Genomic DNA, 15,470 nt, shown 5'->3' with positions numbered 1-15,470 from the left:
AGGGCCCGGCGGCCGATCCGGACCCCGACATGACCCTGATATGCGCGGATACGTGCCAGGGGGCACGGGCACGGCCCCCCTGCCCCCGGGAGCCGGGGGCGATGCCACAATGGGCTTGCTTGTGCCTGCTTTCACAAGCCACACGCCCCTCCCACCCACCGAAGGTGCCCTCGTGGACATCAAGACCGCTTCCGCCCTGCACCGGCTGCGCCTCATCTCGCTTCCCGAGGCGCTCTCCTTCCCGGCGCTGCTCATCTTCGGCTCGCTGCTCATGCGGGTCTCGGACATCGACTTCCTGATGCCGCCCCTCGGCGCGCTGCACGGCCTTCTCTTCACGATCTACGTGGTGTTCCTGCTGGACGTCTGGGTCAAGGCCAAGTGGCCGCTCAAGCGTGTCGCCCTGTTCTTCCTCCTCGCGGTCGTGCCCTTCGGCGGCCTCTACGGCGAGAAGCTGCTCAAGAAGTACGAGGCCGACGGCGTCATCGCCGCCCGCGCCCGCGCCGAGGGGACGGTCAGCGCATGATCGTCGCCTTCTCCGTCAGCCCCCTGGGCGTCGGCGAGGACGTCGGTGAGTACGTCGCCGACGCCGTCCGTGTCGTCCGTGAGTCCGGACTGCCCAACCGCACGGACGCGATGTTCACCTCCGTCGAAGGGGAGTGGGACGAGGTCATGGACGTGGTGAAGCGCGCCGTGGCCGCCGTCGAGGCCCGTGCGGGCCGTGTCTCCCTCGTGCTGAAGGCCGACATCCGGCCGGGCGTCACCGACGGTCTGACCTCCAAGGTCGAGACGGTGGAGCGGCACCTGGCGGGCTGACGCCCCGTCCGTACGCCTGCGACGAGCCCCCGACGCCCTCCGGCGCCGGGGGCTCGTTCCGTTCGGGCGAAGAAATCCGCTCACTCGGACCTGCCGGGTCGCCGCCTCGCCGGTTCTCCCCTTCTGTGGGGACACCGGCATATCCGACCGTTGGAGGCGCGATGCCGTCGGAAAGACGTGACCACGACCGGGGCGGCAGCCGGCCCGCCGGGCCCCTCGGGGAGCCCGCGACGCCGTACCGGGTGAGGTATCGCGGCCTGCTGCGCACCGGGTGGCACCGAATACGAGCGGTGCTCCCGCTGACGCTCGCCCCCGTGTCCGCAGGGCTCGTGCTGTTCTTCCTGGTCCTGCCCGCCCACCGGGCCGCGCGCGGGGGCGGTGAGCCGTGGCTCGGTCTCGCCGACTTCGTGACCGTGGCCGCCCTCGGCCTGGTCGCCGTGCTCGCACCGGTCGGCCTCGCCCTGGCCGTGCACGCCGTGACCGTGGCCAGGGACCCGGTCCCGGTGACGCCCGAGCCCGGCACCAGGGTCGCCTTCCTCACCACGTACGTACCCGGCCGGGAGCCCCTCTCCGCGGTGCGGGCCCGCCTGGAGGGCGCGGCGCGGATGCGGCACCCGGGGCCGCTGGACCTCTGGCTGCTCGACGAGGGCGACGACGCGGAGGCCAGGATGCTCTGCGCAGAACTGGGCGTGCACCACTTCACCCGCCTCGGGGTGCCCGAGTGGAACCAGGAGGCGGGCCCGCACCAGGCCGGCACGGAGCACGGCAACCGCAACGCCTGGATCGCCAAGCACGGTGACGCGTACGACCTCCTCGCCTCCGTGGGCACCGGTCACGTCCCGCTGCCCGGCTTCCTCGAGCGGACGACGGGCTACTTCCGTGACCCGGACACCGCGTTCGTCGTCGGCCCGCGGATCGCCGGCGGCCACGACTTCCACGCCCTGGTGCAGCGCGCGGGCAACCGTTACGGCGCGCCCGTGCTCGCCGGCCCCGGCAGTGTCGTACGCGTCGCCGCGCTGCGCCAGGCCGGCGGCTTTCAGGGCTCCGGCACCGAGGACACGGCCACCGGCTTCGAGATCCACCGGCGCACCAATCCGGGGACCGGGCAGTACTGGCGTTCCGTCCACGCCCCGGACGTACCGGCCTCCCGCGAGGGTCACGCCTCCCCGGCGGACCGCCACGGCCGGTGGCCGGACCGCCCCCGGGCGGAGCTGCTGCGGGAGTACGGGAAGGCGCTGTTCCGGGTGCCGCCCGGCCGGCTCGTCGGCTACACGCTGCTCCTCGTCCACCATCCCCTGGCCACCGCCGCCGGGCTGCTCGGCGTGCTGGGCTGCCTGGCGGCCACCGTCCACGCGCCGGCCCGTGGCTGGGCGGTGTTCGCGCTGCTGATCGCCCTCGCGCCGGTCGCGGTGCGGTCCGTGACGCTGCTGCGCGGGCGTGCGCGTGGGCAGGACAGCGGCGTGCGGGGCCGCCCCCGGGCCGCGGAGGCGGAACCCGCCCTCGCCGGCGCGGCGGGCACCCCTCCAAGGCCTGTCTGACGCAGCTGACCGCGGGCCGTGCGGCCGGCCCGCACGCTACGGCTCCTGCGCCGCCAGCGCGATGCCCAGCGGCGTGCGCTCGTACAGCACCTGGTGCCCGTAGCGCCGCGAGGTGAGCAGGCCCGCCGCGCGCAGCGCCGACAGATGGGCGGACACGGAGGACGGGGCGAGCGAGAGCCGGTGCGCCAGCGCGCTCGTCCCGGCCGGTTCACCGAGGGCGCACAGCACATCGGCGCGGGCCCTCCCCAGCAGCCGGGCGAGCGCGTCCGGCGTCCGGTCGGCGGACTCCGTCCACAGTCCGCCGATGCCACGCGCGGGGTAGATCACCGCGGGCTGCCAGGGAGGCTCGTAGCCGCCGACCACATCCGGCCAGACGAAGACGCTGGGCATCAGGACGAGACCCTGCCCGTCCAGGACCCGGCTGTGGTTCCCGCTGGTGCCGGCCACCGTCAGGGTCGAGTCCGCCCAGTGCAGCCGGGGACTCACCTCGCCGAGCAGCCGCTCGAAACCCACCTCGGCGAGACGGCGCGAGTGGTAGGCGATGTCCGCCTCCAGCAGGGCGCGCAGCCGTGGCCAGTGCGGCTCGACCATCACCCGCCAGGCCCGCTGCAGGAGGTCCGCCAGTTCCTGGACCGTGCGGGCCGGGTCGGCCAGCATCCGCCGGCCGGCGGGGGAGCGCAGGGCCCCCGGGGTGTCGGCGAGCGCGAGCGCCATGTCCTCGCGGGCGGTCGCCGGATCCGTGGCGCGTACGGCCGCCACCTCCTCGGCGAAGGTGGTGAGCGGTCCGAGGGGCGGCGGACAGATGAAGTCGGGGTTGTGGCCGCGCTCCGGCATCAGCAGCCACAGCGGCGCGAGGTCGAGCCCGGCGGCGTCCTCCCTGACCCGCCGGAGCCAGGGCAGGTGGTAGCCGTGCCGGCCGGGGCGGCCGAGGGTGCGCACGGCCTCCTGCGTCTCCCAGAGCGGGGACAGCGCGAAGCGGCAGCGGAGCAGATCGCGCTCGTCGAAGTACAGATGGAACGGCATGGGTGCCCTCGGAGATTCGGCGTGAGCCGAAAGTCTACGGAGAAGCCGGACCGTTCCCCCAAGCTGCCTCCATGCCGAGCGACACGACCACCCCTGCGGGCACACCCCGCGAAGAGCCCGCCGGGAAGGCGCTGTCCCCGGCTCAGCCTCCGGAGCGCGCCTCCTCACCCGACCCGGGCCCCGCTCCGGAGGCGGACCCCGGCGCGGCCGCCGGGGGATACCGTGCGGTCTTCGCCGTACGGGAGTTCCGGGCGGTCTTCGCCGCCCATCTGCTCTCCCTCCTCGGCGTGGTCGTCAGTGAACTGGCGCTCACCGTGCTGGTCTACGACCTCACCGGCTCCCCCCTGCTGTCCGCCCTCACCTTCGCGCTCGGCTTCCTGCCGTACATCGTCGGCGGCACGCTCTTCGCGGGGGTCGCCGACCGGTACCCCGCCCGCCGCGTGCTCGTCGTCTGCGACCTGGTCTGCGCCGGCTGCGTCGGCGTGATGGTGCTTCCCGGCACGCCCGTCGCGGGGCTGCTCGCGCTGCGCTGCCTGGTGGCCGCGATCGCACCCGTCTTCACCGGGACACGGACGGCGGCCCTCACCGACATCCTCGGGGAGGGCGACCTCTACGTCCTCGGCCGTTCGCTGCTGCGCCTGGTCTCGCAGAGCGCCGTGCTCGTCGGCTTCGGTGCGGGCGGGCTGCTGCTCACCGCCCTGTCGCCGCGCGGGGCGATCACGGTCACCGTGGTGACGTTCCTCTGCTCGGCGGCGCTGCTGCGCCTCGGCACCCAGGACCGGCCCGCCCGCACCGGAGGGGACGCCGGCGGCACGCTGCTCGGGGAGTCGCTCGCCGGGGCCCGCGCCGTCCTGGGGGACCGCGGGATCCGGGGCCTGCTCCTGCTCTTCTGGGTGCCGGCCTTCTTCGTGGTCGCCCCGGAGGCCCTCGCGGCGCCGTACGCCGCCGGGATCGGTGCCGGCCCGGCCGTCGTCGGGCTGCTGATGTGCGCGATGGCCGTCGGCCACATCGGCGCCGAGCTGTACGTGGCGACCGCGCTCGGCCCCCGCTCCCGCTCCAGGATCGTGCTGCCGGCCGCCGCGCTGGGGCTGCTGCCCCTCGTGGTGTACGCGGTCCGCCCGGGGACCGCCCTGGCCGTGGCCGCCCTCGTGCTGGCCGGGGCCGGGGCGGCCTACGTCATCGGGCTCGACCAGTGGTTCGTCGAGGCGGTACCCGAACATCTGCGCGGCCGGGCGATGACGCTCCTCACCGCCGGGCTGATGACGTTCCAGGGACTGGGCATGGCCCTCGCGGGGCTGGCGGCGGAATTCCTCCCGGTGCACCAGGTGGTCGCGTACTCCGGGGCGATCGGTACCGCCTGCACACTCCTGCTGGTCGTCGAGGTGCGTAGAACGCGCGTCCGGTACCGAAGTGCGAGACGGTGCTGACCGTCATGTGACCAGTGGGTAAGGTCGTTGCCGTGCCGAAGCCGCTCAGCCTCCCCTTCGATCCCATCGCCCGCGCCGAGGAACTCTGGCACCGGCGCTGGGGGCCGGTGCCCTCGATGGGCGCGATCACGTCGATCATGCGTGCGCAGCAGATCCTGCTCGCCGAGGTGGACGCGGTGGTGAAACCGTACGGGCTGACGTTCGCCCGCTACGAGGCGCTGGTCCTGCTCACCTTCTCCCAGGCCGGCGAGCTGCCGATGTCCAAGATCGGCGAGCGCCTGATGGTGCACCCCACCTCCGTGACGAACACCGTCGACCGGCTGGTGCGCTCGGGGCTGGTCGACAAGCGCCCCAACCCCAACGACGGCCGCGGAACGCTCGCCTCCATCACGGACAAGGGCCGTGAGGTCGTCGAGGCGGCGAGCCAGGACCTGATGGCGATGGACTTCGGGCTCGGCGCGTACGACGACGAGGAGTGCGCCGAGATCTTCGCCATGCTGCGCCCGCTGCGGGTGGCCGCGCAGGACTTCGAGGAGAAGTAGCCGCACCGCCCCGGGTGCCGTCGCGAGGGCCGGGGCGCCGCAAGATCGCCCCGGCCTCCCGGTTACGCTCGATGTCATGAAACGCAGTGTGCTGACCCGCTACCGGGTGATGGCCTACGTCACCGCCGTGATGCTGTTGATCCTGTGCGTATCCATGGTCTTCAAGTACGGCTTCGACACCGGTGAGAGCGTGACACTCGTCGTCTCGCAGGTTCACGGTGTCCTCTACATCATCTACCTGATCTTCGCCTTCGACCTCGGTTCCAAGGCGAAGTGGCCGGTCGGCAAGCTGCTCTGGGTCCTCGTCTCCGGGACGATCCCGACCGCCGCGTTCTTCGTCGAGCGCACGGTGGTCCGGGAGGTCGAGCCGCTGATCGCCGACAGCTCCCCGCAGGCCGTCAAGGCCTGATCGGCGCCACCCGAACCGCCCCGCGCGAAGCGCCGGGCGGTTTGCCGTCGACATTTACTAGGACGTCCTAGTAAATTTGTCTCCATGGACGCTCATGCGATCGAGGAAGGCCGCCGCCGCTGGCAGGCCCGTTACGACAAGGCCCGCAAGCGCGACGCGGACTTCACCACGCTCTCCGGTGACCCGGTGGAGCCGGTGTACGGGCCGCGCCCCGGCGACACGTACGAAGGCTTCGAGCGGATCGGCTGGCCCGGCGAGTACCCCTTCACCCGGGGACTCCACCCGACCGGCTACCGGGGCCGGACCTGGACGATCCGCCAGTTCGCCGGCTTCGGGAACGCCCAGCAGACCAACGAGCGGTACAAGTCGATCCTGGCCAACGGCGGCGGCGGGCTCAGCGTCGCCTTCGACATGCCGACCCTGATGGGCCGCGACTCCGACGACCCCCGCGCACTCGGCGAGGTCGGCCACTGCGGCGTCGCCATCGACTCCGCCGCCGACATGGAGGTCCTGTTCCAGGACATCCCGCTCGGCGACGTCACCACCTCGATGACGATCAGCGGGCCCGCCGTCCCGGCCTTCTGCATGTACCTGGTCGCCGCGGAGCGCCAGGGCGTCGACCCGGCCGTACTCAACGGCACGCTCCAGACCGACATCTTCAAGGAGTACATCGCGCAGAAGGAGTGGCTCTTCCAGCCCGAGCCCCATCTGCGGCTCATCGGTGACCTGATGGAGCACTGCGCCCGCGACATCCCCGACTACAAGCCGTTGTCGGTCTCCGGCTACCACATCCGCGAGGCCGGGGCCACGGCCGCACAGGAGCTCGCGTACACCCTGGCCGACGGCTTCGGCTACGTGGAGCTCGGTCTCTCCCGGGGCCTGGACGTCGACACCTTCGCCCCCGGGCTCTCCTTCTTCTTCGACGCGCACCTCGACTTCTTCGAGGAGATCGCCAAGTTCCGCGCGGCCCGCCGGATCTGGGCCCGCTGGATGAAGGAGACCTACGGCGCCAAGACCGACAAGGCGCAGTGGCTCCGCTTCCACACCCAGACCGCCGGTGTCTCGCTCACCGCCCAGCAGCCGTACAACAACGTCGTACGCACCGCCGTGGAGGCGCTCTCCGCCGTCCTGGGCGGTACCAACTCGCTGCACACCAACGCCCTGGACGAGACGCTCGCCCTGCCCTCCGAGCAGGCCGCCGAGATCGCGCTGCGCACCCAGCAGGTGCTCATGGAGGAGACCGGGGTCGCCAACGTCGCCGACCCGCTGGGCGGCTCGTGGTACGTCGAGCAGCTCACCGACCGCATCGAGGCCGACGCCGAGAAGATCTTCGAGCAGATCATGGAGCGCGGCACCCGGGCCCACCCGGACGGCAAGCACCCCATCGGGCCGATGACCTCCGGAATCCTGCGCGGCATCGAGGACGGCTGGTTCACCGGCGAGACCGCCGAATCCGCCTTCCGCTACCAGCAGTCCCTGGAGAAGGGCGAGAAGCGGGTCGTGGGCGTCAACGTCCACCACGGGTCCGTCACCGGCGACCTGGAGATCCTGCGCGTCAGCCACGAGGTCGAACGCGAACAGGTGCGCGAGCTCGCCGGGCGCAAGGAGGGCCGCGAGGAGGTGAAGGTCCGTGACGCGCTGGACGCGATGCTGGCCGCCGCACGCGACGGATCGAACATGATCGCGCCGATGCTGGAGGCCGTCCGGGCGGAGGCGACCCTCGGCGAGATCTGCGGGGTGCTGCGCGACGAGTGGGGCGTCTACACGGAGCCGCCCGGCTTCTGACGCGCGGTCATTCCTCCCGCTCGGCCGCCGCTCCCAGCCCCGAGAGCAGCAGCAGGGTGAAGCGCTGGGCCCAGGCGGTGTCGACGGGCTCGGCGCTCACCAGCGCGCGGTGCACCACGGCGCCCGCGATCACGTCGAAGATCAGGTCGGCGGTGCGGGCCGCCACCACCGCGTCCGGCTCGACGGGCAGTTCGCCGCGCCGCTGCGCACGCTCCCGTCCCTGGAGCACGAGGTGCTTCTGCCGGGTCACGATCGAACCGCGTATGCGGTCCCGCAGCGCCTCGTCCCGCGTCGACTCGGCGACCACCGCCATCAGTGCCGTCTTGGTCTCCGGCCGCTCCAGCAGCGCCGCGAACTGGAGGACCACGGCCTCCACGTCGGCCGCGAGGCTGCCGAGGTCGGGCAGCTCCAGCTCGTCGAAGAGGACGGCGACCGCGTCCACCACCAGCTCGTTCTTGCCGGCCCAGCGGCGGTAGAGCGTCGTCTTGGCGACCCCCGCCCGCGTCGCCACGTCGCCCATCGTCAGCTTCGACCAGCCGAGGTCGACCAGCGACGCACGGGTCGCCTCGAGGATCGCGGCATCGGCTTCAGCACTGCGGGGTCGTCCGGAACGGGAGGGTCCGGTTGGGCTGCGGCTCAGCATGCGGCGACCATACCGGCCGGTAAGTAGTACTGACCGGCCCGGGAGCCCGTGAGACAGATCACCGGACGCTCTTGCCGCGGAGGGGGTCCTGCCAGTTACGCTACGACCCGTAGCGTAAGAAGCGACGGCTCGTCCGTCGTGACGCCACGACCGATCGACAGCCACAGGCACCGGGTGGGGACCCGGCGCCGGACACGGGGTTTTTCAGGGCCCCGGGACCGTTTCCGTCCGCCCGTCGCGCACACCGGCGCGGCTGTGGACGGAGCCGGTTCGCGGATCGCTTTCAGGAACAGTGCGCGCAGGGGGGAGGATGTACGTATGCAGCCTAGGAACATGTCCATGAGCGGCGTCGTCGACCTCGCCGCTGTGAAGGCGGCCGGCGACGCCAAGGCGAAGGCGGAGCAGGCCCGCGCGGAGTCCGCCCGACAGGGGGGCGGCGGTGCCGTGACCCCCGCCTCCCTGGTGATCGACGTCGACGAGGCGGGTTTCGAGACCGACGTCCTCCAGCGCTCCGCCGAAGTCCCGGTCGTCATCGACTTCTGGGCCGAGTGGTGCGAGCCGTGCAAGCAGCTCGGCCCGCTCCTGGAGCGCCTCGCCGTCGAGTACAACGGCCGTTTCGTGCTCGCCAAGGTCGATGTCGACGCCAATCAGATGCTGATGCAGCAGTTCGGGATCCAGGGCATCCCGGCGGTCTTCGCCGTGGTGGCCGGACAGGCCCTCCCGCTCTTCCAGGGCGCGGCACCCGAGAGCCAGATCCGCCAGACGCTGGACCAGCTGATCCAGGTCGGCGAGGAGCGTTTCGGCCTGACCGGGATCGCCGTCGACCCGGACGCCGGAGCGGGAGGCGAGGAGAGCGCCCCCGCGGAGGTGCCCGCAGGGCCGTACGACGCGCAGCTGGAGGCCGCCGCGCAGGCGCTGGACGCCAACGACTTCGACGGCGCGGTCCAGGCCTACAGGGGCGTCCTGGCGGTCGACCCGGTCAACACCGAGGCGAAGCTCGGCCTCGCCCAGGCCGAACTGCTGGGCCGTGTCGCGGGCATGGATCCGCAGCAGGTCCGCAAGGAGGCCGCGGAGAATCCGGAGCTGCCGGCGGCGCAGATGGCCGCGGCCGATCTGGACCTGGTGGGCGGGCACGTCGAGGACGCCTTCGGCCGGCTCGTCGAGACCGTCCGCCGTAATTTCGGCGACGACCGCGACGCCGTGCGGGTGCGGCTCCTGGAGCTCTTCGAGGTGATCGGCCCCGACGACCCCCGGGTCACCGCGGCGCGGACAGCCCTGGCGCGCGTCTTGTTCTGATGTGACAACACGGCCGTGGAGCCCTCCGGGCGCCACGGCCGTTTTCACGGACGAACGACAACGGACACATCCGCTTTACCAAAACTTGATAAAAGAACGCTGCTGTTACTCGCAGTAAATCACCTCCAGAGGTCTGTCCGGTTTCGGGCTGTAATCCCGCTGTTCGCCCGCCGCCTCGGTGCCACCCTGTGTGGCCGGGCGGTGCCGCCCTGTCGTGTCCTGGTTATCGGGTCGTTACTAGTCAGTAACGACCCCCCTTGTGTCCGGGCCGCGAATGCACCACGATCGGCCACGCTCGGTCCAATACCCCCCAGTCCGGCGGCCAGCCGGCGCAGGCGGGTCCTTTGGGTCCCCACCGGGTGGTCGGCGGCAGTGGCGCCGATCGCGGACAGGGGGGTTCCTGCCCCTGGGCAGGGCCTGTCCGAACCGGTTGCGCAGACGCGCGGCCAGTGGTTGTCGCTCGGGGGTGATCGCCGGTGATTCGGATGCGGTACGCGCCTCCGGTCCGGGCGCTCTCCTTCCCGAGGACGTAGCACTTCTCCCATCCCAGGGCGGGCACCATGCCCGTACCGGAGATGTACGTCCGAGAAGGAGGAAATTTATGAGTTCGCAGGTTCGCGGTGGTACCAGATGGAAGCGTTTCGCTCTGGTCATGGTGCCGAGCGTCGTCGCGACCGCAGCGGTCGGCGTCGGCCTGGCGCAGGGCGCGCTGGCCGCGTCCTTCAGCGTCTCCGGCCAGAGCTTCAAGGTCAGCACCGACAAGCTCGTCGGTAAGGACTTCGTCCAGTACGGCAGCGTCGCTGTCGGCAAGGACCTCAAGGGCAAGGACGCGGCGCACCCGGTCGCCGTCTCCGGCTTCAGCAGCGCCACGATCACCAACATGTGCCAGTCGGTGGTCACGCCTGACCTTCCGTTCGGTCTCGGCAGCGTCAGCCTGGAGCTGAATGCGGGTACCGACCCGAAGAAGCCCGTCGAGGCGACCAACCTGTACCTCGACGTCGCACAGCTCGACGCGGACGCGTACTTCGAGAACATCGACATCGGCGTCGCCGCCGGTTCGGTGGGCAAGCCCGGTATCCAGCCCGGCACAGAGAAGGCCGTCAACCCGAACGGCTTCGCGCAGCGTGCCGAGACGGCCACGCTGTCCAACGTGGAGCAGACGGCGTGGGCAACCACCGCCGGCACCTTCAAGCTCAGCAACCTGAGCCTGAAGCTGCACAAGGGCGTCAAGGAGTGCTTCTAGCACTCGCCCGGGGCGGCCGGAGGCTTCCGTGAGGACCTCCGGCTGCCCACCCCTTCTCTTCTCACAGCAGTACCGGTTCCAGGGAGCTGTTTTCCATGAGCCCCGAGTCCACAGGGCAGAACGAGCACCACCTCACCGTCTACCGGCGGGGATTCCGCACCTGGCGGGGTAACCGGCCGTTCTGGGCGGGCCTGTTCACCATCCTGGGTGGTCTACCCATCGCGTACTTCCCGTACGCCAACATGCACCTCGGCAACATGACGATCGCGATGTCCACCACCGCGGGTGCGGGTTCGCTGATCATCGGAATCCTGCTGATCACGCTGGGATTCACGATGTGGTTCCACCACATCGTGCGGGTGTTCGCAGGCGTCGCCGCGATCCTGCTCGCGCTGATCTCCATACCGGTCGCCAACATAGGCGGCTTCATCATCGGCTTCCTGTTCGCCCTTCTCGGCGGAGCGCTCTCGATCTCCTGGGCTCCGGCCGAGGCGAGGAGTGTCCCGGCCTCCGAGGGCCCGGAGGCGCAGATGTCCAGGGGCGACGCCCCCGAGGCGCCTGAGCACCGCCAGGCGCCCCACGACACGACTGAGGCCCCGCGGAGGCCGATGCTCTTCGAGGCGGCGGCGGAGGCCGACGGTGGGAGGCATCGTGCGGGGTGACGACAGGCAGATGAACGACTCCGGTCCGGACGACCTCCCGGAGCGGAGCGGGCCCCGCCACGCGGCGCCCAGGAAGTCACTCCTGACGAAGCTGCACATGCCCGCGGGCAAGAAGGCGTTCGCGCTCGCCGCGATGCCGACGGCCGTCTTCGTGGGCATGGGGCTCACCCCCAAGCTGGCCATGGCCGACGACAACTCGGACATACCCTTCGCACCCGGGCCCTGTGTCACCCGCTCCGACGAGCCGTCCGAGTCGGAGGAACCGGAGACGGAGCCGACCCCGAGCGCCTCGCCGTCCGACGACGCCGGCAAGGGCGACGCCGGCGAGGACGACGCGGGCAAGGACGACGCGACCGCGTCCCCGACCCCTTCCGCGAGTGCGAGCGCCGGCGCGTCCGAGGACGCGGACATGGACGAGAAGTCCACGGAGGCATCCGCGGACAAGGCCGCCACCTCGGCCACCCCCACGCCCACGGAGTCGAAGAACCCCCTCGACCCGCTGGGTGTCGGCGACGCGCTCAAGGACCTCTTCGACGGACCGGACAAGGAGACGGCCGAGCCGTCCCCGAGCGCCACCACCGAGGCCCCGAAGCCGACGGAGAGCGCCACCACGAAGCCCGCCGGGAAGGCCACGGACGCGGTGGAGGACACGGTCGACAAGACCACCGACGCCATCCGTGACGCGGCCGAGAAGGCGGGCGAGGACGTCGAGGAGCTCGACGACGACGTCAAGGGCCTCGACCCGGTGAAGGACGAGGACATCCCGGACGGCGCCAAGGAGCGCTTCCCCTGCCCGACCGCCGACCCCGAGGCGCTCGCCGCGGCCGACCTGGAGGAGGGCCTCCCGCTGCTCCCGGACGACCCGTGGACGCTGGAGACCTCGAAGCTCACGCTCACCGGGCTCGACTACGCGGGCATCGTCGAGGTGAAGACGTACAACGGCAGCATCAAGAAGGTGCTGAAGTTCACCGCCGACACCATCGACATCCGGGACCTGCACCAGCTGACGAAGGGCCCGGGCGGCACCACCGGGCACGTCAAGGCGGAGGAGGGTTCCACCTCCACCATCCGCAACGGCCAGGTGACGATGTACACCGAGAGCCTGGAGGGCAACCTCTTCGGCCTCATCCCCGTCACCTTCAGCCCGGAGACCCCGCCGCCGCTGAACGTGCCCTTCGCCTTCTTCACCGACGCGACGGTGACCCAGGCCGGCCAGTTCGGCGGCTCGCTCAAGGTCCCCGGACTGCAGAACTACTTCACCGGCGGCAACAGCTAGTCGGGGACCCGTCCGGGAGCCGCTCGACGACCGTGGCCCGCACCTCGTCAGGAACGGGGGTGCGGGCCACGGTCGTCGGTGGGGTGCGGCGCGTCAGGCGCGCTCGCCGCTCAGGTGGTGCACCCGGACCATGTTGGTGGTGCCGGGGACGCCGGGAGGCGACCCGGCCGTGATGACCATCGTGTCGCCGTCGTTGTAGCGGTTCAGCTTCAGCAGCTCCGCGTCCACCAGGTCGACCATGGCGTCCGTGTTGTCCACGTGCGGCACGACGTAGGACTCCACGCCCCAGCTCAGCGCGAGCTGGTTGCGGGTCGACTCCTCCGTGGTGAAGGCCAGGATCGGCTGCGCGGCGCGGTAACGGGAGAGGCGGCGGGCCGTGTCACCGGACTTGGTGAAGGCCACCAGCGCCTTGCCGTCCAGGAAGTCCGCGATCTCGGCGGCCGCGCGGGCGACCGAACCGCCCTGCGTGCGCGGCTTCTTGCCCGGCACCAGCGGCTGGAGGCCCTTGGACAGGAGCTCCTCCTCGGCGGCGACGACGATCTTCGCCATCGTCTTGACCGTCTCGATCGGGTACGCGCCGACGGACGACTCCGCCGACAGCATGACCGCGTCCGCGCCGTCCAGGATCGCGTTGGCGACGTCGGACGCCTCGGCGCGGGTCGGGCGCGAGTTGGTGATCATCGACTCCATCATCTGGGTCGCCACGATCACCGGCTTCGCGTTGCGGCGGCACAGCTCGATGAGGCGCTTCTGCACCATCGGGACCTTCTCGAGCGGATACTCGACGGCGAGGTCACCACGGGCGACCATCACACCGTCGAAGGCGGCGACGACGCCCTCCATGTGCTCGACGGCCTGCGGCTTCTCGACCTTGGCGATGACGGGGACCCGGCGGCCCTCCTCGTCCATCACCTTGTGCACGTCCTTGACGTCCTCGGCGTCCCGCACGAAGGACAGCGCGACCAGGTCGCAGCCCATCCGCAGGGCGAACCGCAGGTCCTCGACGTCCTTCTCGGAGAGCGCGGGGACGTTGACCGCCGCACCGGGGAGGTTGATCCCCTTGTGGTCGGAGATGACACCGCCCTCGATGACGATGGTGGTCACCCGGGGGCCGTCGACCGAGACGACCTTCAGCTCGACGTTGCCGTCGTTGATCAGGATCGGGTCACCCTTGGTGACGTCGCCGGGCAGCCCCTTGTAGGTGGTGCCGCAGATGGACTTGTCGCCGGCGACGTCCTCCGAGGTGATGACGAACTCGTCCCCGCGGACCAGCTCGACAGGACCCTCGGCGAACTTCCCGAGGCGGATCTTGGGGCCCTGGAGGTCGGCGAGCACGCCGACCGCGCGGCCGGACTCGGCGGCCGCCTTGCGGACGCGGTCGTAACGGCCTTGGTGCTCCTCGTGGGATCCGTGACTGAAGTTGAAACGGGCCACGCTCATGCCGGCCTCGATCAGAGCGACGAGCTGCTCATGGGAGTCGACGGCGGGACCGAGGGTGCAGACGATTTTGGAACGGCGCATGAGGCGGATCCTATCGGTTTGTTTCACTGCGGAATATTCCGTCTGGTGGAAGATACAAAGGGGCGCGGCCCCGCTCAGTTGTGGACCAGATCGAAGGTCTGGCCGGCGATCTCCAGCTCCTCGTCCGTAGGCACGACGGCGACCGCCACCCGGGCGCCCTCGGGCGAGATCAGCCGCGGTTCGCCGGACCGTACGGCGTTGCGGCCGGCGTCCACGGCCAGGCCGAAACCCTCCAGTCCCGCGAGGGCAGCCTCCCGCACCGGGGCCGAGTTCTCCCCGACCCCCGCCGTGAACACCACGGCGTCCACCCGGCCGAGGACCGCCGAATAGGCGCCGACGTACTTCTTCAGCCGGTGGACGTAGACGTCGAACGCGAGCGCGGCCCGCTCGTCGCCCTCGTCCACCCGGCGCCGGATCTCCCGCATGTCGTTGTCGCCGCAGAGACCGACCAGGCCGCTCTTCTTGTTCAGCAGGACGTCGATCTCGTCCGCCGACATCCCGGCCACCCGCTTCAGGTGGAAGGTGACGGCAGGATCGATGTCCCCGGAACGCGTACCCATGACCAGCCCCTCCAAGGGGGTCAGTCCCATCGACGTCTCCACGCACCGGCCGCCCACCACCGCGGAGGCCGAGGCGCCGTTCCCCAGGTGGAGCACGATCACGTTCACGTCGGCCACCGGCCGCCCCAGCAGCTCGGCCGTCCTGCGCGAGACGTACGCGTGCGAGGTCCCGTGGAAGCCGTAGCGGCGGATCCGGTGCGCGTCGGCGGTCTCGACATCGATCGCGTACCGCGCCGCGTGCTCCGGGATCGTCGTGTGGAACGCCGTGTCGAAGACCGCGACCTGCGGCAGGTCCGGGCGCAGCGCCCGCGCCGTACGGATACCGGTGATGTTCGCGGGGTTGTGCAGCGGGGCGACGGGGACGAGCCGTTCGATCTCCTTCAGCACCTCGTCGGTGATCACGGTGGGCTCGCTGAACTTCAGTCCGCCGTGCACCACCCGGTGGCCGATCGCCGCGAGTTCGGGGGAGTCCAGGCCCAGCCCGTCGGCCGCCAGCTCGTCGGCCGCCGCCTTCAGGGCCTCGTCGTGGCCGGCGATCCTGCCGGTGCGCTCGCGGGGCTCCCCGCCCTTCTGCGGTGTGTGCACCAGCCGGGAGGACGACTCGCCGATCCGCTCGACGAGGCCGGTGGCCAGCCGTGAGCGGTCGCGCATGTCCAGCAGCTGGTACTTCACCGACGAGGAGCCGGAATTCAGCACGAGTACGCGGTGCGCGTCATTCATGGAGCGGGAACC

At 71.1% G+C, this 15,470-nt stretch carries 15 protein-coding genes; 11 read left to right on the top strand and 4 right to left on the bottom strand.

What is annotated here, in order from left to right:
* Positions 1-172 precede the first annotated feature (172 nt).
* From ACZ32T_RS18695 to ACZ32T_RS18685, 3 genes are all read left to right on the top strand, one after another.
* Positions 173-523: a DUF3817 domain-containing protein gene (locus ACZ32T_RS18695; protein ID WP_203182514.1), complete on the top strand. Its 351-nt coding sequence runs from the start codon at positions 173-175 to the stop codon at positions 521-523.
* On the top strand, positions 520-813 hold the full coding sequence (locus ACZ32T_RS18690; protein ID WP_031091528.1) for an MTH1187 family thiamine-binding protein: 294 nt from the start codon (positions 520-522) through the stop codon (positions 811-813). Before ACZ32T_RS18695 ends, ACZ32T_RS18690 begins: the two co-directional genes overlap by 4 nt.
* Before the next feature lie 161 nt (positions 814-974).
* Positions 975-2,351 carry a glycosyltransferase family protein gene (locus ACZ32T_RS18685; RefSeq protein ID WP_467367836.1) on the top strand — a complete coding sequence of 459 codons (1,377 nt, stop codon included), beginning with the start codon at positions 975-977 and terminating at the stop codon, positions 2,349-2,351.
* Positions 2,352-2,387: 36 nt separating this feature from the next.
* On the opposite strand, the gene ACZ32T_RS18680 is transcribed toward ACZ32T_RS18685, so the two are convergent.
* Positions 2,388-3,374, bottom strand: coding sequence for an ArsR/SmtB family transcription factor (locus ACZ32T_RS18680; protein ID WP_467367834.1), 987 nt, complete (start codon positions 3,372-3,374; stop codon positions 2,388-2,390).
* A gap of 71 nt (positions 3,375-3,445) precedes the next feature.
* Here ACZ32T_RS18680 and ACZ32T_RS18675 point away from each other — a divergent pair, with 71 nt between their 5' ends.
* From ACZ32T_RS18675 to ACZ32T_RS18660, 4 genes are all read left to right on the top strand, one after another.
* The gene (locus tag ACZ32T_RS18675) at positions 3,446-4,801 is read left to right on the top strand and encodes an MFS transporter (RefSeq protein WP_467265996.1); all 1,356 of its coding nucleotides are present in this window, start codon (positions 3,446-3,448) and stop codon (positions 4,799-4,801) included.
* A gap of 32 nt (positions 4,802-4,833) precedes the next feature.
* A complete protein-coding gene (locus ACZ32T_RS18670; protein ID WP_467265994.1) occupies positions 4,834-5,343 on the top strand; it encodes a MarR family winged helix-turn-helix transcriptional regulator in 510 nt (169 codons plus the stop codon).
* Between the two features lie 76 nt (positions 5,344-5,419).
* Entirely contained in the window at positions 5,420-5,752 is a 333-nt protein-coding gene (locus tag ACZ32T_RS18665; RefSeq protein WP_356711531.1) for a DUF3817 domain-containing protein, read from the top strand.
* Between the two features lie 84 nt (positions 5,753-5,836).
* Positions 5,837-7,537, top strand: coding sequence for an acyl-CoA mutase large subunit family protein (locus tag ACZ32T_RS18660; RefSeq protein ID WP_467367832.1), 1,701 nt, complete (start codon positions 5,837-5,839; stop codon positions 7,535-7,537).
* Positions 7,538-7,544: 7 nt separating this feature from the next.
* On the opposite strand, the gene ACZ32T_RS18655 is transcribed toward ACZ32T_RS18660, so the two are convergent.
* Positions 7,545-8,180, bottom strand: a complete 636-nt coding sequence (locus tag ACZ32T_RS18655; protein WP_467265990.1) for a TetR/AcrR family transcriptional regulator — start codon at positions 8,178-8,180, stop codon at positions 7,545-7,547.
* Between the two features lie 318 nt (positions 8,181-8,498).
* Between ACZ32T_RS18655 and ACZ32T_RS18650 the strand changes: the two genes are divergently transcribed.
* From ACZ32T_RS18650 to ACZ32T_RS18635, 4 genes are all read left to right on the top strand, one after another.
* Positions 8,499-9,476, top strand: a complete 978-nt coding sequence (locus tag ACZ32T_RS18650) for a tetratricopeptide repeat protein (protein WP_467265988.1) — start codon at positions 8,499-8,501, stop codon at positions 9,474-9,476.
* A 601-nt stretch (positions 9,477-10,077) separates the two neighbouring features.
* Positions 10,078-10,719, top strand: a complete 642-nt coding sequence (locus ACZ32T_RS18645) for a DUF6230 family protein (RefSeq protein WP_104789203.1) — start codon at positions 10,078-10,080, stop codon at positions 10,717-10,719.
* 95 nt (positions 10,720-10,814) lie between these two features.
* A complete protein-coding gene (locus tag ACZ32T_RS18640; RefSeq protein WP_467265986.1) occupies positions 10,815-11,381 on the top strand; it encodes a DUF6114 domain-containing protein in 567 nt (188 codons plus the stop codon).
* Entirely contained in the window at positions 11,371-12,657 is a 1,287-nt protein-coding gene (locus tag ACZ32T_RS18635) for a hypothetical protein (RefSeq protein WP_467367830.1), read from the top strand. Before ACZ32T_RS18640 ends, ACZ32T_RS18635 begins: the two co-directional genes overlap by 11 nt.
* 93 nt (positions 12,658-12,750) lie before the next feature.
* Here ACZ32T_RS18635 and pyk read toward each other — a convergent pair whose 3' ends face one another.
* Both pyk and ACZ32T_RS18625 read right to left on the bottom strand, forming a co-directional pair.
* Positions 12,751-14,178, bottom strand: coding sequence for a pyruvate kinase (pyk, locus tag ACZ32T_RS18630; RefSeq protein ID WP_467265982.1), 1,428 nt, complete (start codon positions 14,176-14,178; stop codon positions 12,751-12,753).
* Positions 14,179-14,252: 74 nt separating this feature from the next.
* A complete protein-coding gene (locus ACZ32T_RS18625) occupies positions 14,253-15,458 on the bottom strand; it encodes an acetate kinase (protein WP_467367828.1) in 1,206 nt (401 codons plus the stop codon).
* Between the last annotated feature and the right edge of the window lie 12 nt (positions 15,459-15,470).

The organism is Streptomyces sp. NPDC023573 (genome assembly GCF_055559735.1).
Note: the sequence above shows the minus strand (reverse complement) of the source record. Positions and strands in the feature narration are given on the sequence as shown.